Consider the following 23,871-nt stretch of genomic DNA (forward strand, 5'->3'; position numbering starts at 1 on the left):
TGGAGATTGAATGATACTATGGGGCAAAAGGGTATTTTACAATTTCGTGAGGAGTTAGCCGCTCTTGTACTGAAAATGCGTAGCAAAGGCATTGATGACGTGCGATTTTTTTCGGCATTAGAGAAAATTCCGCGTCAACAGTTTGTTGCTGCTCCTTGGTTCAATAGTGCTTATGATAATAAAGTTATTCCCCTTGAGTGTGGTGAATATATGGAACGTTTGGAAGAACAACTCTTAATTCTTTCGGCATTATCGTTGAAAAAAAGGCATCGTGTCTTAGAAATTGGTACAGGATCTGGTTTTTGTACTGCTCTTATGGCATGTCTGAGTGACCGTGTGACAACGATTGATCGTTATAAAACGCTTGTTGATTTAGCACGCCAAAAATTTCAAACTTTAGGAATTGAAAATATTGTTATACGGCAGATTGATGGAAGTCATAGCGTGACAGGCTTAGGATCATTTGATCGCATTCTTATTTGGCCATCACGTTTTGATGAACCAAAGGAATTTTTAGAACTTTTAGCTGAAAATGGAATTCTCATTCAGGCGATAGGACCTGACGAAGGGGTACAAACGGTGACGCGCTATACAAAAATTGGTAGTCGATTTGAGTGTTTAGAACTGTTCCAAGTGCGTTACCAACCTTTTATTAAAGGCATTGCGGAGATACTTTAATTTTTAAAAGCTAAGAAGTTTCTGCGAATTGTCTACGTTAAATTCATTTTGATCTTATATAAAGATATTTATGAATAAAACATCTCATTTTAACTCTTCGGTAATTTAAAAAAGCTTTAATGGAGTGAGTTGATTATTGATGAGTGAGCAAAACGATGTGTCTAAAAGCTTTGGATAATATTTTCCAGCATAATTTTCAGAGAATAACTTTGTTAGCGGTGGTAACTATTGTTGCTGGTTGTAGTTCTGGTACACAGCGTTTTTCCAATACGTTCTCTCATCGTACGGTATCATCTCAATCAAATATATCAAGCACTATGTATACAGACCCGCGAATGCTATCATACGGTAGTGGTATGATACAAAGCACTGAATTGCCACCTGTGGAATCAAGCGATGATTCGTGGGGAGATGATAATTCCCCCTATAATTTTCCACATCAAGATAGGATAACTTCTTCTGATGGTCGCGTTATGGGCTCCCCTCCACGTAATCTTGGAACACTTTCTCGTTCACAAATGGATAAATCTCCTATTTTTCGGCGGAATTCTTATATTGTCCAGAGCGGAGATACACTGCTCAGTATTGCACGACAAGTAGGGGTTAGTGTTGAGGCATTAAAATTAGCAAATGGTATAAACAGCAATTCCATTTATATCGGTCAGGTCCTTGTTGTTCCAAGCAGGCGTACATTAGCAGCTTCAAATGCACACAATAATAACGATTGGGCAGTGTCAACAACAGAATCTGCATCCCAATCTCAAGTGATGTCCTCTATAAAAAACAAGAAGTCCTCTCCTATATATAAAGCTCCTGTAACAACGCCACCCTCTGCAAAGATGAACAAATCAAGTTCTGAGAAAAATTTTTCTAAACAGATGACGCAATTGAAACATGAGACTGGTTTGTCAAGTACTGTTACGAATACAGATAATATGACGACTCCGCAAGCCACAGGAATTTCTAAGATGCGTTGGCCAGTACGAGGGCGTTTATTAAGCCAGTTCGGTCAAAAAAAGGGAACAGTAATGAATCGAGGAATAGATATTGCAGTGCCTGAAGGGTCTTCGGTAAAGGCGGCAGAAAATGGTGTGGTTATTTATGCGGGAGATGGACTAAAAGAGCTTGGTAATGTTGTGATGATTCGACATGAAAATGATATTATCACTATTTATGGATGTAATAGTAAGCTTGTTGTTAACAAAGGACAAAGGATAAGGCGCGGTGATGAGATTGCTAAATCTGGTGTTTCAGGAAATGTTAAAACGCCACGTGTCTATTTTGAGATGCGTAAGAATTCATTACCTGTTGATCCCCTTAAATATTTAGAAAACTAATTTATTGATGACTTTTACATTTGAATAGTCTTACAGTTTATAGAAAATTCATGAAAAACAATTGATTTTCTTAAATCAATAACATAGCAGCAAAAAATCATTGGTTTTAGAAAAGTAGTTCGTTGGGGTCGTTAGATATTACCATCTTTGTATTTATGAAAGTGTAAGACAATAGTATCATACTATTTGTCAGCTTTGAGTGTTCCAATTGCTCTTGCATTTGAGAGAAGCATGAAAAAGATATTTTCACGCCTTTCTTAAAAAGTTTTTATCTACAGGCTCATTTAATATGTGTGACGTGCAAGAAAATCGTTTTGATTAATTCAGAAGGTTTGAAATGAGAGCGTTTTATTGTATTTAGATCTGTCATTTGATATCAAAAACGATAAATTATCTATATAAATTAAGTTTGTTCATTAGAAAAATTATCTTGTATAATTTATTGAGTTAGTGAAAAGATTTGTATTGTAGGATATACAATAGGGGAAAGTGAATCTATTTTTTAAGATTTTTCTCATTGTATTTTGGTATTCTGCCTCTTAAGGATTTATTGTATTTTTGTAAAGCTGTGATTAGATTATGTAGTTATTGCTTTTTATGATAAATTCTTTAGGAATTTTTTCTGTATCGGAATTTCATTTTAATAGAGTGGGAAATACCTGAGGTTTAACTATAGGAGATAAAAATGTTTATTACGAACGCTTATGCTCAAGTTGCAGGCGATGTTTCCGGTGGAATTTCATTTGCTAGCGCTGTCCCATTCATTTTAATTTTTGCAATTATGTATTTTTTTATCATTCGTCCACAGCGTGCCCAAATGAAAAAACGCCAAGAAATGCTTAATGCAGTACGTCGTGGTGATACAGTTATAACGGGTGGTGGTATTATCGGCAAGGTTACGAAGGTTCACGACGAGAGTGGTGAATTAGAGGTTGAAATTGGTGAGAGTATGAATATTCGTGTTATTCGCTCAACATTAGCTGATGTGCGCGTTAAAGGTGAGCCGGTTGCAGAAAAAAAATCAAAACTTAATGCTAAAGCAAAAAGACCACAAAAGTCTAAATCTAAAACGACAACGAAAGAAGATATGAGTATCTCTGAAGAGAAAAAAGCTATATCAAAGGAAAATGCATCTTAAGGTGTAATGGCAGTTTATTACATTTTTTAAGCATTTTTATAAAAAGCTTGGCAAGATCAAGACAATTTCATTGAAAAAGAGGCTTTTATAGTGGCTACAGAAAATGGAGTTTTTGTTTTCTTTAGATTATTAAAATAGTTGTTTTATTTATAGAATATTACGCAATTTTTTTCTGTTTTTTAAACAAGATCATTGTTTTTATAAAAAGCAATTTGTGAGTAAATAAGCTGAGGAAACTTTTTAAAAGATAGATTTATTTAAGCAGGTATAGCATTTTACCGCGGTTTATTCCCAAATTTTCATATATTTGTTGTATGAGAAGATTAGGGCATTATATAAAAATTTTTACTTCAATACTAGGCTATGTTTAACATATCAATGTTTATATCAGCCTTATTTTAATTTTTATGATGAGAAGAAGCAAAGACAATTGGATTATTCAAAAATAAAAGGTGCATATTCATGTTCGATGCAATTCAAATTCGTGAAGCACATTTTCCAAGTCGCGCACCTATTGATGCTTATGGAAATGGTGGGTTTCGTTTTGCTGATATGTCTCATAGAGGTTCTATTATTTGTGTACCATCAGGTATTTATGGCATTGAGATGGCAGGGCCTGTTCCCACTCAAAGGGATATATCTCGTATTTTAGAAGAAGCTTCTGAAATCGAAGTTTTATTAATAGGTACTGGAATTGAATTATTACGATTACCTGAAGAGTTACGGGTGCTTTTATGGGAAAAACGTATTTCATCAGATACAATGAGTACGGGAGCGGCGGTGCGTACATTTAATGTTTTATTGGCTGAAGATCGCGCTGTTGCGGCGTTATTATTTGCGGTAGAATAGAGTATTGTTTAATAAAACAAAGGCTCTGGTCTAGCATGAAAGACTTGTGTGATTATTTTCTGCGCTGTAAAATACTGTCGTTTAAGGCGGTGATATAAGGGTATAGAATATACATAACTTAACACATTAAGTGTTTTTTAAATACAGCAGCAAGTATTCAGGACAAAGTTTACTCATAGTTCCTAATGAATCACATGAGTGATCAGCTCTTGGCACTTAAGACGGTTCATAAGAGGCATTTTAATTCTTTCTTATACAGTTTTTACCTACAAGCCAGTTCCGCTTGTGACGTGCAAGGGAATAGTTTTTATTGATGTAACATGGAATTGGTTTGAAATGAAAGTATATCTACGATATTTGGGATTCTAATTTAACATACAAAACACAAAATTATCATTATAAATCAATGCGTTTATAGTAACAGAAACGTACCGAGAGCAATTGGATTTTTTACAAATTGGTGTTGGTAAGAGCCTTTGTCTTTTAGGATGGGGAGGAGGTCAATGATTTGATGAAGTTTTTGTGATCAGTGCATTTTTTATAAAATAACATTGTCATCTATCCACTGAAAAAGTGTCTTGCATTGTTTGTTGTTCAAGTTTTACTATGCATGTTACGATTGGTTTTTAGCTTTTTTATTGCAAATGAAAACTTGAAGTCCGATAAGATAAGTTTTATCAGAAAAATTATTTATTTAATTTTTTTCTTTCTAAAACGAAAAGGGATTAGAAAAGAAATTTTAATTCATAATACAGTTAAGAGACACATTTAAAAATCTTATTTTCTGAACTGTATTTGCTTATCCTTCATTTTTTAATATGAATAAAAAGAGGGTATTAATTTAATTGCTAAAAAAGGGACGTTAATAGGTTCATAGAATGATAGGCTCTCTTCCTTATTGTCTTGATATTTTACGTACCATAGATCGTGATCGCTATATATCGGTTTTATTTGCACCTAAAAAAAAGCGCCAAGCATTGGCTGCTCTTTATGTATTTAATGCTGAAGTTTCTCGTATCCGCGAAAGTGTACATGACCCACTCATAGGAGAAATACGGTTACGTTGGTGGTATGATGCTATTGCTCATGGAGAAATGCAAACGAGTGGAAACAATCCGATTTTGAATGATTTATTAAAAGCAATCACTCTTTTTAATTTACCTAAGACAGCTTTTTTACGTTATTGTGATGCGCAAATTTTAGATCTTTATCACAATCCAATAGAAACACTTCATGATCTAGAGCATTATTGTGGTGAGACAGCAGGCATAATTTTACAGCTTTCTTGTCAGATATTAGATCCTGAAACTGCACAAGAGTTTACAGATATCTATGAACATGGAGGGATTTCTCAAGGATTAAGCGGTGTATTGCGTCTTTTATCATTCATGCAATCACGATATCAATATTATTTACCCACTGATATATTAAAGGCTGTAGGAGTGAATAGGGAAGATTTGGAATCTCATCGTCTCAGCGATCAACAAAAGGGTTGTATTGTTGAAGCTATGGTAGCATTATCGCGCGATCATTATACCCAATTTTACGAGTATTCTTGTACTTTACCTAGAGTTCTTAAGCCAGCTTTTCTTCCATTGGTCATTGTACCAGCTTCTCTTCAAAAAGCTATACAGCTGGGGGCAGCAATTTTTCAAGAGAGTGCAACTTTGCCATTGATGTATCGCTATTGGTTGATAACAAGGGCAGCAATAAGCGGCAATTTTCCAAAGATATTGTAAAAAAATATTACTACGTTGGAATGCGTAACATGTAGACTGATTTTTTCATATGAAGATAAAAGGAGCTATTGTGATTCCAAACCATTTTTTTGTTATAAAAAATGTTGATGTTTTGGTTGTTATGAACGCAAAAGAATAAGAAATTTTATGATCTTGAAAATACGCTGTATTTCTTCATCAGTAATATGTTTTATTCAGTGTATTGGATGGGTGAGATGCAGAGAAAGAAAAACATGAGATAAATCTTAATACATTGGTTTGTTTGAAGAAGAACTTTTAAGTACTCTGAATGTATTGATTGTATCTCATTTGCAAATGAAATGAAATTTCTATTTTATGAGAGAAGTTATCTTAGCAGTCTATAAGTCTATAAAAAACTCTTATTTTTGAGAAATTATAACATCATAATTGATGACTGTTATGATTGATGAATATATTGATTTATAATGATAATACGTTTTTTCTTATATTGAATGAGAGTCTTGAATAGAAAAAGATTTCTCCATTTTTATAATGAATTTTAAAAATAGTTTTTTTATCTATTATAAGTTGGATGTGTAAATGAAATCATTTAAGGAAGAAGCAATACGCTCCCTATGAATGAATATTAAGAGTAGCAATATAATGAGCTATGAATGAATGACGATAGGGATGATGTTTATAGCTTAATGGGCGGCAACCTTTACGACCTTTGGATGGATAATGTTTTTTAATGCATTGCAAAAACGATTCTACATTCCATTGACTATTTTCTCGCAAATCCATACATGCACTGTTTTGCGAGAAAATGAATCATTATACAAACGCTGATCCTAAGATATGCAGACAAGAAATCCGTCTTACCTCTTCAACTATAGACGAAGAGCTGATGAAAACTTTATCAATAAGTTCTTAAAATTATGCACAATCTTTTTATTGGAGAGCGTTAAAGATCTGATTATAATTTGTGCTATTAATTTCCAAAGGATGTTCTTTATTGGCAACTTGTAGCATTTCTAGCTTGAGATCTTCTCTTATCATCATATCTATATTGGCGCGGACCTCAGTTGAAAGAGTATGAGACGTGATATCTTTAGGCATGGTTACAGTCTTTATTTGATAAATGATACGGTTTGTTGCAACCGGACCTTTTATGATGCCATAATGACCTTTGGGAGCAGCAAATAATGCTTTAATCCCTTCAACGCCAAGGATTTCAGATGAGTCTTGACGCCGGAGGGCGGGTGTTGTTTGTTTTGTAACACCAAGGGTATGAGCAAGAGCAACAAGACTTTTTCCTTCCGTGAGCTGTTTGAGAGCATTTTGGGCTTTTTCATCAAGAAGACGTTGGATTTCCTCATTTTTCCATTGAGAAAGAACATCTAGCTTAGCCTCTTCAAGTGTCTTATCACGGGAAGGAATAATTTTATCGACCTTGTACCAGAGATATCCACCATTTTGAAAAGAGAGAGGATCAAGATCGACTCCTTCGTTTGATTGATAGATGGCATTCAGTAAAATATCTTTTTGAGGTAAATCCGTGAGTATTGCACCTTCAAGCGTTTTTCCCGTTTTATCAATAGTAATTGTGCGCAAAGATAACTTGTATTGGTCAGCTAACTCTTTGAGAGAAGCACCCTCAAAACGAGCATTTTCAATGGCAGCATAATTGTTACGGATATCATCAGTAGCACGATTTTTGGCAAGTATTTGGCGAATATTTTCTTCTACACTTTCAAAAGGAAGAGAGCTTGAAGGTTCAATATGCGTAACGCGAATGAGAACAGGTCCCTGTAAGTCATTTATCACAGGACTGACTTGGCCTTGTTGAAGTTCAAAAATTTCAGATGTCAGATGATTAGGAAGTTCGTTTTCTGCGAGAGGACCTTTTTTTATGTCATTAAGAGTCTTTTTTTCAGCTTTTACCAGTTCATCAAAACTCAATCCGTCAGCTATTTTTTTTGCTGCATTATCGGCTTCTTCGCGTGAGGGGAATCGCAGTTCTTCGAATGTACGCTTTTCAGGCGTTACAAAACGTGAAGCATTTTGTGTATAATAGGCTTTTGCCTCATCTGTTGAGATATCTTTAGGTTTTACAAAATCATTAAGTTCCATAGATAGCAAAGAGACAGTACGGTATTCTGGAGCACGAAATTGACTTTGATGTGTTTCAAACCATTTTTGTAATGTTTCGTAATCAGGATCAGCAATTGTTTTCTTTTCTTTTAGATCAATAACGAGATAATCAGCAATACGCATTTCTCCTTGATAAAGAGCAAGTGCTTTATAAAAGAGATTTGGTGCCTTCATATCAGAAAGTAAAGCAGCAATAAGCTGATTACGCTTTTCTTGTTTGGTGTAATAATTAAGAAAAGCACTTTCACTAATACGTAAATGCTGAAGATAGTTATAAAACAAGTTTTTATCAAAAGTGCCATTTACTTGGAACATTTTATCAGAACCAATCGTATGAGCTATTGTATCTTTTGAAAGACTTATTTTCATTTTACGTGCTTGTTCATCAAGCAGTACATTTTGTTGTAATTGATTAAATACAAAAGCAGGAATTTGGTATTGCTGCATTTCATTTGTTGTAAACATTCGTCCAAGATGAGCAGCATATGCTAAACGTGCGCTTTGATCGGCGAGTGCAAGACGATAATCATCGACAGTTACTGTGGACTTTCCAGAAGTAATAAGATCTCTTTCACTTTTTTTGTGTAACTGCGGTACCCCCCATAAAAGAATGAAGCATAAGAGTAAAATAGCAAGGAAAATTCTAAAAATCCAAGAATTTGTAGCATTTCTTATGATGTCAAGCATTGTTCAAGTCCATTTTTAATGTGAGTTATTATCAAAGCTGGAATGGAATTTGCAATAAAGAGATGAAAGATGCAAGCTTTAAAGACTTGCTTTCATTTTATAATTTGGTAACTACAGATAAACAATATATTGTAAAAGCTCTTGAGGTGAAAATATGTCTCCAAATATTCGGCCTTTTCTTGCTGGAAATTGGAAAATGAATGGAACGAGTGAATCGCTTGGAGAGTTGCGTGCTATTGCTACAGGCGTTAGCTCTGATCTAGGTCATCTTTTTGAGGCGCTTATTTGTGTTCCAGCAACGCTTTTATCGCGTGCTTCTAATACGCTGAATGGTGAAAATCTCCTTTTGGGAGGACAAAATTGTCACTTTGATGATCATGGTCCTTATACTGGAGATATTTCAGCTTTTATGCTTAAAGAAGCGGGAGCAAGTCATGTTATTATTGGGCATTCAGAACGTCGTACAGTGTACCAGGAAAATGATGCGATTGTCTGTGCTAAAGTGCAAGCTGCGTGGCGAGCAGGTCTTGTGGCTCTTGTATGTATTGGTGAAACATTGGAGGAGCGTAATAATAATAAAGTACTGGATATTCTCACGCAGCAGCTTGAAGAATCTCTCCCAAATGATGCAACAGCAGAGAATACCATTATCGCTTATGAACCAGTTTGGGCGATAGGCACCGGCAATACAGCGACTCCAGAAGATATTGCAAAAGTACATCATTTCATTCGTGATAGGGTGCGCTCTCGTTTTGGTGATGAAGGCAATAAGATACGTTTGCTTTATGGTGGATCCGTAAAACCATCCAATGCATTTGAGCTTTTAAGCATTGCTCATGTTAATGGTGCTTTGATAGGTGGAGCAAGCTTAAAAGCGATTGATTTTTTAACTATTTGCGATGTTTGTCGTAAACTATAGCAGAGAAATTTGAGTTTCCCCTTGGATTGTGCGTTATTTATGTGTAAATAGCTATTAAAGAGTTATTTAAAGAGCAGGGTTTATGCAAACAGTACTTATAGTTATTCATTTTTTGATTGTGATTACTTTGGTTGGTATTATATTAATTCAACCTTCAGAAGGTGGTGGGTTAGGTGTGAGTAATAGCTCAGGGTTGATGAAAACTCGTGGATCTCGAAACCCTTTAACACGTTTGACTGCTATTTTAGCCTGTTGTTTTTTTGTTGTATCTATTGGACTTACCGTGGTGAGTAATATATCAAATTCTAGTTCTGATATTTTAAAGCGTATACCGGTTAATTCAGAGCAGAATTCTACCAATAAAGACTCAGGATCAGTCCCATCATCAGATGGTGAGTCTTCCCCTTCTATTCTTGAACAGCTAGGAGGCACTTCGAATTCTTCGCAGGAACAGAAACAGTCCACAAATCCTGAAGTAGAAAGTCCAGTTCCTCAGGTTCTTGAAAATACAGTTCCCGATAACAGTACAAAATAGTTTTTTAAGAAAACATAGACTTTTTAAAAAAGGTGATTTTTTTCGCCTTTTTTATTTTAGAAGGAAAATTGTTTCTTTTTGCATTTTTTGCTGGAAAAATCATTATAAATTGCTTATCACCATAAGCCCATGGCACGTTATGTTTTTATTACTGGTGGTGTGGTTTCTTCCCTTGGAAAAGGCATCGCAGCGGCGGCGTTAGCAGCGTTATTACAGGCTCGTGGCTATCGCGTACGTCTTCGCAAACTTGATCCTTATTTAAATGTTGATCCAGGTACGATGTCACCTTATCAACATGGTGAAGTATTTGTGACCGATGATGGTGCAGAAACGGATCTTGATCTTGGTCATTATGAGCGTTTTACTGGGCGTTCTGCAAATAGCCAAGATAATATTACAACAGGGCGTATTTATCGCAATATCATTGAACGAGAGCGGCGTGGTGATTATTTGGGGGCAACAGTCCAAGTTATCCCTCATGTTACAGATGAAATTAAGAGATTCATTACGATGGGAAATGAAGAATTTGATTTTGTTTTGTGTGAGATAGGTGGAACGGTTGGTGATATTGAAGCAATGCCTTTTCTAGAAGCGATTCGTCAGCTTCGCAATGAGCTACCGAGACAAAATGTCGTTTATGTCCATCTCACATTAATGCCTTATATTCCTTCAGCAGGTGAATTAAAAACGAAACCAACACAACATTCTGTCAAAGAATTGCAAGCAGTTGGTATTTCTCCTGATATTTTGCTTGTACGTGCAGATCGATCTATTCCAGAAACAGAACGGTGCAAATTATCACTTTTTTGCAATGTTCGCTCCAATGCAGTCATTCAGGCATTAGATATGCCAACAATTTATGATGTTCCTATGGCATACCATAAGGAGGGTTTGGACTCTGAAGTTCTTTGCGCTTTTGGAATCGATTCGGCACCTTCCCCCAAAATGGATCGTTGGGAAGATATTACGCATCGTATTCACCATCCTGAAGGAGAAGTTACGATTGCTGTTGTGGGAAAATATACGGGCTTAAAGGATGCTTATAAATCTCTTATTGAAGCGATTGCGCATGGTGGTTTAGCGAATAGAGTGAAGGTTAATATTGAGTGGATTGATTCGGAGCTTTTTGAAAAAGAAGATTCTGTTTCAGCTTTACAAAAAGCCCATGGAATTTTGGTTCCAGGTGCTTTTGGGGCACGAGGGGCAGAAGGGAAGATTCGAGCAATTCAATTTGCGCGAGAGCGTAAAGTTCCATTTTTAGGGATTTGTTTTGGGATGCAATTAGCTTGTATAGAAGCTGCGCGCAATATTGCACAGATTGAGAATGCTTCATCAAGTGAGTTTTGCGAAACAGACAATCCAATTGTAGGTTTAATGACAGAATGGCTTAAAGGAGACGTTCTTGAAAAACGTACAAGAAATGGTGATCTCGGCGGTTCAATGCGCCTTGGTGCTTTTGCTGCTGAATTAAAAGAAGAGAGTCATATTGCTCAAATTTATGGGATGACCAAGATTGTCGAGCGACATCGTCATCGTTATGAGGTCAATATTGATTATAAGGATAAGTTAGAACAGTGTGGTTTGATTTTTTCTGGGATGTCTCCTGATGGTATTTTACCAGAAACGATAGAATATGTAGATCATCCATGGTTTATTGGTGTTCAATATCATCCAGAATTAAAATCTCGTCCTTTTGATCCACATCCGCTTTTTTCTTCTTTTATTGAAGCCGCTGTAGAACAAAGTCGATTGGTTTAATGCATAAATTGGATTACTTTGCTTTTGAGGGATAAAATGACTAAACCAAATGCCCGTGTGAAAGTTGGAAATATGATTTTTTCAAATGAAATGCCTCTTTCATTAATTGCAGGGCCGTGTCAGATGGAAAGTCGTGATCATGCTTTTGAAATGGCTGGTCGTATTAAAACCATTACCGATCAGGTTGGTATGGGGTTTGTTTATAAATCAAGTTACGATAAAGCCAACAGAACCTCTTTGAGTGCAGCACGTGGTATTGGTCTTGAAAAAGCAATGGCTATTTTTTCTGATTTAAAAAAAGAGTTTAATTGTCCCATATTAACGGATGTGCATACAGAAGATCAATGTGCAATTGTTTCTTCTACGGTCGATATTTTACAAATACCGGCTTTTTTATGTCGTCAAACAGATCTTTTGGTAGCAGCTGCTAAAACAGGGTGTGTTATTAACATTAAAAAAGGTCAGTTTTTAGCGCCGTGGGACATGGAGAATGTTTTAAAAAAGGTTGTTTTCAGTGGTAATCCGAATGTTATGCTTTGTGAGCGAGGCACGTCATTTGGTTATAACCGGCTTGTTTCTGATATGCGTTCGTTGCCTATTTTACGTTCATTTGGAGCTCCTGTTATTTTTGACGCAACACATTCTGTTCAAGAACCTGGGGGGCAGGGGGCTTCATCTGGTGGACAGCGTCAATTTGTTGAAATTTTAGCGCGTGCGGCTGTTTCTGTTGGGGTCGCAGGTATTTTTTTAGAAACACATCAAGATCCAGATAATGCACCTTCTGATGGACCCAATATGATTAAAATTGATGATTTACAAAGATTGCTTGAGACTTTAATGGAATTTGATTATCTGTCAAAAAAGTTGAGTTGAGAAGAGAAAAAATATTTCATTAATAGGGCATTATAAATGAATCGCGACTTTTGTTGGATAAGGAAACATATATGACTATAATTGTCGATATCATTGGGCGTGAAGTTCTTGATAGCCGTGGTAATCCAACGGTAGAAGTTGATGTTCATTTGGAAAATGGGGCTTTTGGTCGTGCTCTGGTTCCATCGGGAGCCTCAACGGGAGCACATGAGGCTATAGAGCTTCGTGATGGTGGTTTGCGTTATCAAGGGAAAGGTGTTGAAAAAGCGGTTTCTGCAGTCAATGGCGAAATTCTTGAAGAACTTGGTGGGCGAGATGCAACAAATCAAATCGCTATTGATCAAGCAATGATTGCTTTGGATGGAACGCCAAATAAAGCCCGTCTTGGTGCCAATGCACTTCTTGGTGTTTCATTAGCGGTTGCAAAAGCAGCGGCGGATTCATTAAATTTACCTTTGTATCGTTATATTGGTGGTACACAAGCACATATTCTTCCAACACCTATGATGAATGTTATTAATGGTGGCGTTCATGCTGATAACTTGATTGATTTTCAAGAGTTTATGATTATTCCTATAGGAGCTCCTACTGTAAAAGAAGCTATCCGTTATGGCGCTGAGGTTTTCCATACATTGAAAAAGCTTTTAAAAGATGCGGGTTATAATACCAATGTTGGTGATGAAGGTGGTTTTGCACCTCAATTTAAAAGTGCTGATCAAGCAATTGATTTTATTATGGAATCTATCATGGCATGTGGCTATAAACCAGGTGAACAAATTGCCATTGGTTTAGACTGTGCTTCAACAGAATTTTATAAAAATGGTTCGTATTTTTATAAAGGTGAGGGGAAATGCCGTGACACCCAAGAGCAGGTAGATTATTTAGCGCAGCTTGTGAAAAATTATCCTATTATTACAATTGAAGATGGAATGGCAGAGGATGATTGGGAAGGTTGGAAGCTACTTACTGACACAATTGGAGAAAAATGTCAGCTTGTTGGCGATGATTTGTTTGTAACGAATTCAGCACGTTTGCGTGATGGTATCAAAATGGGGGTAGGCAATTCTATTCTCATAAAAGTTAATCAAATTGGTACATTGAGTGAAACACTTGATGCTGTAGAAGTAGCACATAAAGCAGGTTATCGTGCCATTATATCTCATCGTTCAGGCGAAACAGAGGATTCTTTCATTGCAGATCTTGCAGTTGCAACGAATTGTGGACAAATTAAAACAGGTTCTCTTGCACGTTCGGATAGATTAGCCAAATACAATCAACTTATTCGTATTGAAGAAATACTGGGAGCCCAAGCGCGTTATGCTGGTGATGTATATCGTTGATAGTTGTGAGCACAAAGTGTGAGAGTATGATATTATTTAGATTATGAAATTGAGATTTCTTATCAAAGACATGTACTCAGTAATTTTATAGGTATTTAAGTTTATAGGGATTAAGATGAGAGGTATAATTATTACTCAAGATCAAGGAATGTATCTCGTTTCGGGTGATGACGGTAAGCGTTATCAGTTTGCGACTTGGGATTGGTTGGGAAAGAAACCACCAAGGATTGGTGATACTGTTGATTTTGTCTATGAAGGGGGTGTTGTCAGTTCTGTTTTTCCATTGTTGAGATCAGGTACAGAGAACTCAAAGATAATGTTTGCACTTCTTTGTTGGGTTGCAGGTATCTTTGGTGTTCATCGCTTTATGGTTGGGAGAGTTCGGACGGGTACTTTAATGCTCGTTTTATCTTTATCATTGTTTGGATTGATGATTACCGGTATTTGGGCGATTGTTGATTTTATACTCATTATTGCTGGAAAATTTACGGATAAAGATGGGAATCAGATTACAGATTTGTAAAAAATTTACAATAAAAAGAAAATAATAAAGTTTACTTTTTATTTCGATCAATATATTAAGTTGCAATAATGCAAGATTATTGTACTCTATTTCTTTAATGTGAGATATTAAGAGAAATATGCACAGTTGAATAAAAGTATTGAAAAAGACTGTGCTATTTTATGTGGGTAAATCAAAGATATAAATCAACTAAAGCATGTTTTTTGTTACTGCTTATAGCAGGGGGAAATATTAGATTATTGGGGAGTTCCGAACTATTTTAACTTCATGTTTATCATGGTGAGTACGAATTGTATTTACACCGTGAGGTTAATCCGCATATTATCGAATTAGAAATAATCTCTTTATGAATAACACATGAGGAGCAGCTTTATAGGTGGGCAAGAATGAAAGGTAAGATTATTGGTCAGGATCAAGGAGATTATTTTGTTTCAGGGGCTGACGGTAAGCGTTATCAATTTTCAAGTTTCGATTGGTTAGGAAAAAAAACACCAAAAGTGGGTGATACCGTTGATTTTGTATATGAAGATAATGTTGTTAAATCTGTTCTCCCTCTCGTGAGTAAAACTCAGTCAGAAAAATCAAGATTGGCGATAGCACTTGTTTGTTGGTTTTTTGGATGGTTGGGAATTCATCGCTTTATGGCAGGTAAAGTTGGAACGGGTATTGTAATGCTTCTTATAACGATAACAGGTATAGGGCTGTTAGTTACTATACCGTGGTCATTCATTGATTTTATAGTTATTTTATCCGGATATTTTAGGGATGAAAACGGGGATAAAATTATAAATTGGTAGAAATTTTAGAATAATATAAAATGTAAAGAGTGAGGCACTTTCTTTACTTTTAATGTTGTCAATATATTAATTTAATAATGTAAATTATTTTAATATATGTCTTTAAATGTGAAATATTAAAGAAAATTATGAATATTTAAATAAAACTATTGAAAAAGACTGTACTATTTCATATGAAAAAAAGCAAAGGTGCAAATCGAACAGCGTGCTTTGTATTACCACTTGTAATTGCGGGAATTTTAAGTTGTTGGGGAATTTTTAGCTTTTTAAATTGTCATATATCACGGTGAATACAGACTGTATTCATGCTGTGAGGTTTATTCAACATATTATCATATTAGAAGAAAAGCTTCTTTATGAATAACAATTTTATAGGTGGTGAAGATGAAAGGTAAGATTATTGGTCATGATCAAGGAGATTATTTCATTTCAGGGGCTGATGGTAAGCGCTATCAGTTTGCGAATTGGGATTGGTCAGGAAAAACGCCGCCGAAAGTTGGTGACGTCGTTGATTTTGTGTGTGAAGGGGATACCATTAAATCTATTTTCCCTATCTCAACTGAAGGTCAGTCACAGCAATCAAAAGTGACGTTAGCGGTCGTTTGTTTTTTTCTAGGTGGACTAGGACTTCATCGTTTTATGGTTGGTAAAGTTGGAACGGGCATTGCAATGCTTCTTATAAATATAATAAGTGTAATAAGTATAATAAGTGTAATATTTATGCCGGTAGGGCTTATAGGAATTTTTTTGATAATTACACCTTGGGTATTGATTGATTTTATAGTCATTTTAACAGGAAGTTTTAAGGACAAAGATGGGTGTAAAATCACAACTTAGAGGATATCCAATATTTATAATATAAAAAGTGGGGCATTCAGCTTACTTTGATCGTATTAAGGGGGGGATAAATTGAAATAACAAATTATTTTGGTGTAGATTTGGTAATGAGGTATTAATCAAAATCGTGCATAGTTGGGCTGATTATTAAGAAATTTGTGCTGTAAAGACTGTGCTATTTTATGTGGACAAAGCAGAAACGTCGATCAATCAAAGTACGCTTTGTACTACCTCTTATGACGGTGGGAGTCTTAAGCTATTTCAGTTATCACATTTATCATGGTGAGTATGGATTGTATTCACGCAGTGAAGTTAATCAGCATATTAGCGAATTAGAAAAGGAGCTTCATAAAATAGAAGCTGAGCGGATATTCATGGAAAAGCGTATTTCTCTTTTACGCAATGGGCATATAGAAAAAGATATGTTGGATGAGTATGTCCGAAAGAATTTGAACTTTTCTAAGCCAAATGAATTGACAATCTTAATACCTTGAAATGATACCAAAGGTAAATGAAAAATCGCTTAATTTAAACAACAATCAGCAATGATATTGTTTAAGCCGATTGATAAGGCTTGTAACTTTTGTTCGTAAAGGTTATTCCTAAATAATCATAAAAGGGAGTTTAATATGGCAGAACGACTTAAAAAAAATTCTGCGTCGGCGGCGCGCACTGCGTTATCAAGCACCACAAAGAAAGCACCAATAGCAGATTTTACAAAAGAAGAAGAAATTGATGCTTATCGTGAAATGCTTTTAATTCGCCGTTTTGAAGAAAAAGCAGGACAACTTTATGGTATGGGGCTTATTGGGGGATTTTGTCACCTTTATATTGGTCAGGAAGCCGTTGTTATAGGAACATTGAAAGCGGCAAAAGAAGGTGATCAGGTTATTACGTCTTACCGTGATCATGGACATATGTTAGCGGTTGGGATGAGTCCGCGTGGTGTCATGGCAGAATTAACGGGGCGCCAAGGTGGCTTTTCCAAAGGGAAAGGTGGCTCGATGCATATGTTCTCTAAAGAAAAGAACTTTTATGGAGGACATGGTATTGTTGGTGCGCAGGTTCCCATTGGTTCAGGTTTGGCATTTTCGAATCAATATCTTGGTAAAGATAATGTGACATTGGTTTATTTTGGTGATGGTGCTGCAAATCAGGGGCAGGTTTACGAGAGTTTTAATATGGCTTCACTTTGGAAGCTTCCCGTTGTTTATATTATTGAAAACAATCAGTATGCTATGGGAACGTCAGTTTCACGTGCATCTGCAGAAACTGATTTTTCCCGACGCGGTCTTTCTTTTGAAATTCCAGGTATTGTTGTTGACGGTATGGATGTTCGATCAGTAAAAGGAGCTGCTGATGAAGCAATTTCTTGGGCACGCTCAGGTAAAGGACCGATCATTCTTGATATGCAGACCTATCGCTATCGTGGTCATTCCATGTCTGATCCAGCAAAATATCGTTCCAAGGAAGAAGTCCAAAAAATAAAAGAGGAGCACGATCCGATTGATCAAGTAAAAAGTCGGATTCTTAAAAAAAATTGGGCGAGCGAAGACGATTTAAAATCTGTTGAGAAAGAGGTCCGTGCAATTGTTGCTGATGCGGTAGATTTTGCACAAAGTGATCAAGAGCCAGATGCTTCTGAGCTCTATACTGATATTTTAGTTTGATGCGAGGGAAGCAAGTATGTCTATTGATATTTTGATGCCGGCGCTTTCACCAACTATGGAAGAAGGTAAACTGTCTAAATGGCTCAAGAAAGAAGGTGATAAGGTTAGCTCTGGCGATGTTATTGCTGAAATTGAAACGGATAAGGCTACAATGGAAGTAGAGGCCGTTGATGAAGGTACTCTTGGTAAAATTTTTGTGCCTGAAGGTTCAGAAGGCGTAAGGGTTAACACTGTTATTGCAATTTTGTTAGAAGAAGGTGAGCGTGCTGAGGATATTTCGCAGCCTACGGATACAGCACAAAAACCTAAGGAATCTCCTCTTTCTCTACCTTTGTCAGTTCCGCAGGCTGCTCCTACTTTTGATACATCTCTTAATTTTGATATTCCAGCGGGAACACAAATGGTTACAATGACAGTTCGTGAAGCGCTTAATCAGGCTTTGGCTGAAGAAATGCGGCGTGATGAAAAAGTTTTTCTCATGGGGGAAGAGGTCGCGCAATATCAAGGTGCCTATAAGGTTAGTCAGGGTTTGTTGGAAGAGTTCGGGGAACGCCGAGTTATTGATACCCCAATTACAGAGCACGGCTTTGCTGGGCTGGCTGTTGGGGCTGCTTTTGGTGGGTTACGTCCTATTGTCGAGTTTATGACCTTTAATTTTGCGATGCAGGCGATGGACCAAATTATTAACTCAGCAGCCAAAACACGTTATATGTCTGGTGGACAAATGACCGCTCCTATGGTTTTCCGAGGTCCCAATGGTGCAGCTGCCCGTGTTGGTGCTCAACATTCTCAATGTTATGCTGCATGGTATAGTCATGTACCAGGTCTGAAAGTTGTCATGCCTTATAGTGCTGCAGATGCAAAAGGTTTGCTGAAAGCTGCTATTCGTGATGATAATCCTGTTATTTTCCTTGAAAATGAGATTTTGTATGGGCATCAATTTGATGTTCCTCAACTGGATGATTTTCTTTTGCCTATTGGTAAGGCGCGTATTCATAAGTCTGGACAAGATGTGACGATTGTTGCATGTGGAATTGGGATGCATTATGCTGTTCAAGCGTTACCAGAAATCGAAAAACTTGGTATTGATGTTGAATTGATTGATTTACGAACCATTCGCCCGATGGACCTTCCAACAATTCTTTCGTCAGTTAAAAAAACAGGTCGTTTGGTAACAATTGAAGAGGGATTTCCTCAGTCATCTGTGGGAACTGAAATAGCAACGCGTGTTATGCAGCAGGCTTTTGACTATCTTGATGCGCCAATTGCTACGATTTCTGGCAAAGATGTTCCGATGCCTTATGCCGCTAATCTTGAGAAGTTGGCTTTGCCTAATACTGCTGAAATTATTGAGGCCGTTAAGGCTGTGACATACAGAGCATAACGGAGGAAAGCATAATGCCCATTAAAATTACAATGCCAGCGCTTTCCCCTACGATGGAAGAGGGAAATTTAACAAAATGGAATATTAAGGAGGGAGATAAGGTTTCCTCTGGTGATGTTATTGCTGAAATTGAGACGGATAAAGCGACAATGGAAGTCGAAGCCGTTGATGAAGGTAGGGTTGCTAAAATTGTTGTTCCTGCTGGAACACAAGGCGTTAAAGTAAATGCTTTAATTGTTGTTTTAGCAGAAGAAGGTGAAGATTTAGCTGAAGCTGCAAAAGTTGCAGAAGAAATCTCTTCTTCTACAAGACAAAAACCAGAGGGCATCAAACAGACAGATTCTCTGAAACAGACGGACTCAAAGGGAATAAAAATGTCTCATGAATCATCAACTGGGCAATTAATACAGCAAGATAAAAAGGAAGCTCGTCTTTTTGCCTCTCCCTTAGCGCGGCGATTAGCATCTCAGGCAGGTCTTGATTTATCCCTTATTTCTGGAAGTGGTCCGCATGGCCGTATTATTAAGCGCGATGTAGAAAAAGCTGTGAGCAGCGATATGTCTAAAGTGTCTTATTCATCACAGATAGGGGAGCTAATAGCTACAGGTGCTTCGGACAAACAGATATTGAAACTCTTCAAAGAGGATGAATATAGCTTCGCTCCCCATAATAATATGCGTAAAACAATCGCGACACGTTTGGTGGAATCAAAACAGAGAGTCCCACATTTCTATGTAACGGTAGATTGTGAACTTGATGCGCTATTAGCACTGCGTACACAACTAAATGCTGCTGCTCCAATGGTTAAGGGGCAGGAAGAAACTCAGCCTACTTATAAGCTTTCTGTTAATGATATGGTGATCAAAGCTGTCGCACTTTCTTTGAAAGCGGTTCCTGATGCGAATGTTTCTTGGCTTGAAGGCGGGATGCTTCATCATAAACATTGTGATGTTGGGGTTGCTGTTTCTATTCCCAATGGATTAATTACACCGATTATTCGCCATGCAGAGAAAAAGCCGTTATCACTTATTTCCAAAGAGATGAAGGATTTTGCAAAGCGTGCGCGCGAGGGCAAGTTAAAAATGGAAGAATATCAGGGTGGAACAACAGCTGTATCAAATATGGGGATGTATGGTATAAAAAGTTTTTCGGCTATTCTTAATCCACCGCATGCGACGATTTTTGCGATTGGTGCAGGGGAGCAACGCGCCGTTGTTAAAAATGGTGCATTAGTTGTTGCGACAGTTATGTCAGTTACGCTTTCTGCGGATCATCGTGCTGTCGATGGTGCTTTAGCAGCAGAGCTCGCGCGGACTTTTAAGAAGATGATTGAAAATCCATTAGCAATGTTGGTTTGAACTGTTTAACAGTTCTTCACGTAAATTGTGAGAAAGCGTGTTAAGAGAATAGAAACAAATTTAAAGAGTTTAAAGAGCAATGTTATTGCTATTTCTGGTTTGGGTAAAGCATTTACGTGAAGCTTAAAGCAAAGACATAAGATAATTCTCTCATGTTGTTTTACAGTCTTAAGTTCAAAAAATGCATATCCGTTTTTTATATATCCATGGAGGAATTACTGTGGCAAATCTTTATGATGTAATTGTGATTGGATCAGGTCCAGGCGGATATGTAACCGCAATTCGTGCAGCACAATGTGGCTTTAAGACTGCGATTGTTGAACGTGAACATTTGGGAGGGATCTGTTTAAATTGGGGATGTATTCCAACAAAGGCCCTTCTACGTTCAGCGGAAATGAAACATTTTGCTGAACATGCGACAAATTATGGATTAAAAATTAATGGTTCAATTGAGGCAAACATCAAAGATGTTGTGGCACGTTCACGGGGTGTTTCAGCACGTTTAAATGCTGGTGTTGGTTTTTTAATGAAAAAAAACAAAATTGATATTATCTGGGGTGAAGCAAAGCTTACTAAAGAAGCAAAGGGAAGCCTTCCTGCGGAAATTATGGTTTCTTCATCCTCCAAACCGATTATGCAACCGCAAAATCCAGTCCCTAAAGGGACGTTAGGGGAGGGAACTTATCAAGCAAAGCATATCATTATTGCAACGGGTGCACGTCCTCGTGTCCTTCCTGGTATTGAGCCAGATGGAAAACTCATTTGGACTTATTTTGAAGCTATGATACCGCCAGCAATGCCAAAATCGCTTTTGGTTATAGGGTCTGGGGCTATTGGCATTGAATTTGCTTCTTTTTATCATGATATGGGGGCGACAGTAACTGTTGTTGAAATGATGCCCCATATCATGCCTGCTGAAGATATTGAAATTTCAACGTTTGCTCGTAAACAGTTAGAGAAAAAAGGTTTACGTACTCTTCGTCAAGCAAAAGTAACAAAGGTTGAAAAATCTTCCGATTCTGTAAGTGTACATATTGATGTTCAAGGTAAAATAGAGTCAATGACTGTTGACCGGTTGATTTCTGCTGTTGGGGTGCAAGGTAATATTGAGAATCTTGGTTTAGAAGCTTTGGGAATAAAAACCGATCGCGGCTGCATTGTAACTGATGAATGGAGTTGGACGGGGGTGGAAGGTATTTATGCTATTGGTGATGTAGCAGGCCCACCTATGTTGGCCCATAAAGCAGAAGAAGAAGGTGTGATATGTATTGAGCATCTTGCAGGTTTGAAAAGCGCTCATCCACTTGATAAAAGAAAAATTCCAGGGTGTACATATTGTACACCACAGGTTGCCTCTGTAGGGCTTTCAGAAGCGGCAGCAAAAGAAGCAGGTTATGATATACGTATTGGTCGTTATTCTTTTGCTGCGAATGGTAAGGCGATTGCTTTGGGTGAAGATCAGGGGTTAGTAAAAACGATTTTTGATAAAAAAACAGGACAGCTTCTCGGGGCCCATATGGTAGGGGCTGAGGTAACAGAATTGATACAGGGTTTTGTTATTGCTATGAATCTTGAAACAACAGAAGAAGAATTAATGCATACTGTCTTTCCACATCCGACTTTATCGGAAATGATGAAAGAAAGTGTATTAGATGCTTATGGTCAAGTTTTAAACGCTTGATGACTGGATTGTATGAAAAATTTTATATTTTTGATTGTTACTTCGTATTTATAAGGCAAAGGCTTAAATGGTTACGGTTGTTGATAGAGTTGCAAATAGACGATTGCGTCATCCTGAAAAGGCACATCGTCCTGATACAAGCGTTCAAAAAAAGCCAGATTGGATTCGTGTAAAAGCGCCAACATCACCAATTTATAAGGAAACACATGGTATTGTACGTACGCATAAGCTAGTGACTGTATGTGAAGAAGCTGGTTGTCCTAATATTGGCGAATGTTGGAGCCAGAGGCATGCTAGCTTTATGATTTTAGGTGAAATATGTACGCGTGCTTGTGCTTTTTGTAACGTTGCAACAGGTATTCCACTTGCCGTTGATGATAATGAGCCAGAACGTGTCGCTGATGCTGTTGCAAGGATGGAATTAAAACATGTTGTCATTACATCTGTTGATCGTGATGATCTTGCTGATGGTGGTGCTGAGCATTTTGCAAAAGTTATTTATGCGATTCGTCAAAAAACTCCTAAAACAACAATTGAAGTTCTTACACCTGATTTTCGTCATAAGGATGGCGCTTTAGAAGTTGTTGTTGCTGCTAAGCCTGATGTTTTTAATCATAACTTAGAAACAGTTCCTTCTAAATATTTGAAGGTCCGTCCAGGGGCACGTTATTTTCATTCAATTCGTTTGTTACAACGTGTTAAAGAACTTGATCCAACAATTTTTACAAAATCGGGAATTATGGTTGGCCTCGGGGAGGAGCGAAATGAAGTTTTGCAATTGATGGATGATTTGCGCGCTGCTGATGTTGACTTTATGACAATTGGACAATATTTGCAGCCTACACGAAAACATCATCCAGTTGTTCGTTTTGTGCCTCCTGAAGAATTTGAGTCTTTTGCCAAGATTGGTAAAGTAAAAGGATTTTTACATATGGCCTCCAATCCTCTAACGCGTTCATCTCATCATGCTGGAGATGATTTTGCCATTTTGCAAAAAGCGCGTGATGAAAAATTTTCCTTACAGAGATAATTATGCCGATTTTTACAATACATCGGCAGATCACCCATAGTGCCAGTGAAATGTTTGATCTGGTTTCAGATATTGAGCGTTATCCTGAATTTTTACCAATGTGTGAGTCTTTAATAATACGTTCTCGAAAAGAATATGGAAAAAAAATATTGCTTCTTGCGGATATGACCGTTGGCTATAAGATTATTCGTGAAACTTTTACGACTCAAGTATTTCTTCAGCCGGAAAAAAGTCTTATAGAAGTTAAATATATTGATGGTCCATTCAAATATCTTGAAAATCGTTGGGCCTTTCATGATATTGAAAATACCAATGCATGTAATATAGAGTTTTTTATTGATTATGAATTTAAAAGTAAAACGCTTGGATTAGTCATGGGCTCAATGTTTGATATTGCGTTTCGTAAATTTACCGAGGCTTTTGAGAAGCGTGCGCATCAGATTTATGGCTCTACGGTAACATAGTCTATTCTGTTATTTTTTAACAATACCTATTGCTTAAACAGCGTGAAGGTGAAAACCGGTTTCCATCTTTACTATTTGTTTTTAATTCAGCTTTCAAAAGCATATTGAAGGAATATCATTTTAAATGATGAAGATGATGCACAGCTTCATGCTTTTGTT

21 protein-coding genes are annotated in these 23,871 nt (G+C 37.0%); 20 read left to right on the plus strand and 1 reads right to left on the minus strand.

What is annotated here, in order from left to right:
- The first annotated feature begins 18 nt into the window (after window positions 1-18).
- The 5 genes from ACFINY_RS00960 (at window position 19) to ACFINY_RS00980 (ending at window position 5,741) form a co-directional block, all read left to right on the plus strand.
- The gene (locus tag ACFINY_RS00960) at window positions 19-678 is read left to right on the plus strand and encodes a protein-L-isoaspartate(D-aspartate) O-methyltransferase (RefSeq protein ID WP_273791164.1); all 660 of its coding nucleotides are present in this window, start codon (window positions 19-21) and stop codon (window positions 676-678) included.
- Between the two features lie 155 nt (window positions 679-833).
- The gene (locus ACFINY_RS00965) at window positions 834-2,015 is read left to right on the plus strand and encodes a peptidoglycan DD-metalloendopeptidase family protein (protein ID WP_375611257.1); all 1,182 of its coding nucleotides are present in this window, start codon (window positions 834-836) and stop codon (window positions 2,013-2,015) included.
- A gap of 685 nt (window positions 2,016-2,700) precedes the next feature.
- On the plus strand, window positions 2,701-3,153 hold the full coding sequence (gene yajC, locus ACFINY_RS00970) for a preprotein translocase subunit YajC (RefSeq protein WP_375628961.1): 453 nt from the start codon (window positions 2,701-2,703) through the stop codon (window positions 3,151-3,153).
- Between the two features lie 462 nt (window positions 3,154-3,615).
- A complete protein-coding gene (locus tag ACFINY_RS00975; protein WP_375611259.1) occupies window positions 3,616-4,002 on the plus strand; it encodes an Mth938-like domain-containing protein in 387 nt (128 codons plus the stop codon).
- Between the two features lie 878 nt (window positions 4,003-4,880).
- The gene (locus tag ACFINY_RS00980; protein WP_375611260.1) at window positions 4,881-5,741 is read left to right on the plus strand and encodes a phytoene/squalene synthase family protein; all 861 of its coding nucleotides are present in this window, start codon (window positions 4,881-4,883) and stop codon (window positions 5,739-5,741) included.
- Between the two features lie 912 nt (window positions 5,742-6,653).
- On the opposite strand, the gene ACFINY_RS00985 is transcribed toward ACFINY_RS00980, so the two are convergent.
- A complete protein-coding gene (locus tag ACFINY_RS00985; RefSeq protein WP_375611261.1) occupies window positions 6,654-8,543 on the minus strand; it encodes a peptidyl-prolyl cis-trans isomerase in 1,890 nt (629 codons plus the stop codon).
- A 154-nt stretch (window positions 8,544-8,697) separates the two neighbouring features.
- On the opposite strand from ACFINY_RS00985, the gene tpiA reads away from it, so the two are divergent.
- From tpiA to ACFINY_RS01060, 15 genes are all read left to right on the plus strand, one after another.
- The gene (gene tpiA, locus ACFINY_RS00990; protein ID WP_375611262.1) at window positions 8,698-9,462 is read left to right on the plus strand and encodes a triose-phosphate isomerase; all 765 of its coding nucleotides are present in this window, start codon (window positions 8,698-8,700) and stop codon (window positions 9,460-9,462) included.
- A gap of 82 nt (window positions 9,463-9,544) precedes the next feature.
- A complete protein-coding gene (gene secG, locus ACFINY_RS00995; protein WP_375638112.1) occupies window positions 9,545-9,997 on the plus strand; it encodes a preprotein translocase subunit SecG in 453 nt (150 codons plus the stop codon).
- 129 nt (window positions 9,998-10,126) lie between these two features.
- Window positions 10,127-11,755, plus strand: a complete 1,629-nt coding sequence (locus tag ACFINY_RS01000) for a CTP synthase (protein ID WP_375631768.1) — start codon at window positions 10,127-10,129, stop codon at window positions 11,753-11,755.
- Window positions 11,756-11,791: 36 nt separating this feature from the next.
- Entirely contained in the window at window positions 11,792-12,628 is an 837-nt protein-coding gene (kdsA, locus tag ACFINY_RS01005) for a 3-deoxy-8-phosphooctulonate synthase (protein WP_375649621.1), read from the plus strand.
- Window positions 12,629-12,699: 71 nt separating this feature from the next.
- Window positions 12,700-13,968, plus strand: a complete 1,269-nt coding sequence (eno, locus tag ACFINY_RS01010; RefSeq protein ID WP_375645789.1) for a phosphopyruvate hydratase — start codon at window positions 12,700-12,702, stop codon at window positions 13,966-13,968.
- 115 nt (window positions 13,969-14,083) lie between these two features.
- Window positions 14,084-14,491: an NINE protein gene (locus ACFINY_RS01015; protein ID WP_375611266.1), complete on the plus strand. Its 408-nt coding sequence runs from the start codon at window positions 14,084-14,086 to the stop codon at window positions 14,489-14,491.
- 386 nt (window positions 14,492-14,877) lie between these two features.
- On the plus strand, window positions 14,878-15,288 hold the full coding sequence (locus ACFINY_RS01020; RefSeq protein ID WP_375611267.1) for a TM2 domain-containing protein: 411 nt from the start codon (window positions 14,878-14,880) through the stop codon (window positions 15,286-15,288).
- Between the two features lie 384 nt (window positions 15,289-15,672).
- The gene (locus tag ACFINY_RS01025; protein ID WP_375611268.1) at window positions 15,673-16,125 is read left to right on the plus strand and encodes a TM2 domain-containing protein; all 453 of its coding nucleotides are present in this window, start codon (window positions 15,673-15,675) and stop codon (window positions 16,123-16,125) included.
- Window positions 16,126-16,307: 182 nt separating this feature from the next.
- Entirely contained in the window at window positions 16,308-16,619 is a 312-nt protein-coding gene (locus ACFINY_RS01030; protein WP_012754998.1) for a septum formation initiator family protein, read from the plus strand.
- A gap of 135 nt (window positions 16,620-16,754) precedes the next feature.
- Window positions 16,755-17,795: a pyruvate dehydrogenase (acetyl-transferring) E1 component subunit alpha gene (gene pdhA / locus ACFINY_RS01035; protein WP_375611269.1), complete on the plus strand. Its 1,041-nt coding sequence runs from the start codon at window positions 16,755-16,757 to the stop codon at window positions 17,793-17,795.
- A gap of 16 nt (window positions 17,796-17,811) precedes the next feature.
- Complete coding sequence (locus tag ACFINY_RS01040; protein WP_375611270.1) at window positions 17,812-19,179, plus strand: pyruvate dehydrogenase complex E1 component subunit beta; 1,368 nt, start codon at window positions 17,812-17,814, stop codon at window positions 19,177-19,179.
- A gap of 14 nt (window positions 19,180-19,193) precedes the next feature.
- Window positions 19,194-20,537, plus strand: coding sequence for a pyruvate dehydrogenase complex dihydrolipoamide acetyltransferase (locus ACFINY_RS01045; RefSeq protein WP_375611271.1), 1,344 nt, complete (start codon window positions 19,194-19,196; stop codon window positions 20,535-20,537).
- 220 nt (window positions 20,538-20,757) lie between these two features.
- Complete coding sequence (gene lpdA, locus ACFINY_RS01050; RefSeq protein WP_375611272.1) at window positions 20,758-22,218, plus strand: dihydrolipoyl dehydrogenase; 1,461 nt, start codon at window positions 20,758-20,760, stop codon at window positions 22,216-22,218.
- 67 nt (window positions 22,219-22,285) lie between these two features.
- Window positions 22,286-23,248 carry a lipoyl synthase gene (gene lipA, locus ACFINY_RS01055; protein WP_375611273.1) on the plus strand — a complete coding sequence of 321 codons (963 nt, stop codon included), beginning with the start codon at window positions 22,286-22,288 and terminating at the stop codon, window positions 23,246-23,248.
- Between the two features lie 2 nt (window positions 23,249-23,250).
- Window positions 23,251-23,712 (plus strand): type II toxin-antitoxin system RatA family toxin, encoded by a 462-nt coding sequence (locus ACFINY_RS01060; protein ID WP_375611274.1) that lies wholly within the window; start codon window positions 23,251-23,253, stop codon window positions 23,710-23,712.
- The last annotated feature ends 159 nt before the right edge of the window (window positions 23,713-23,871 follow it).

The organism is Bartonella sp. AA23NXGY (assembly GCF_042197165.1).
Lineage (GTDB): Bacteria > Pseudomonadota > Alphaproteobacteria > Rhizobiales > Rhizobiaceae > Bartonella.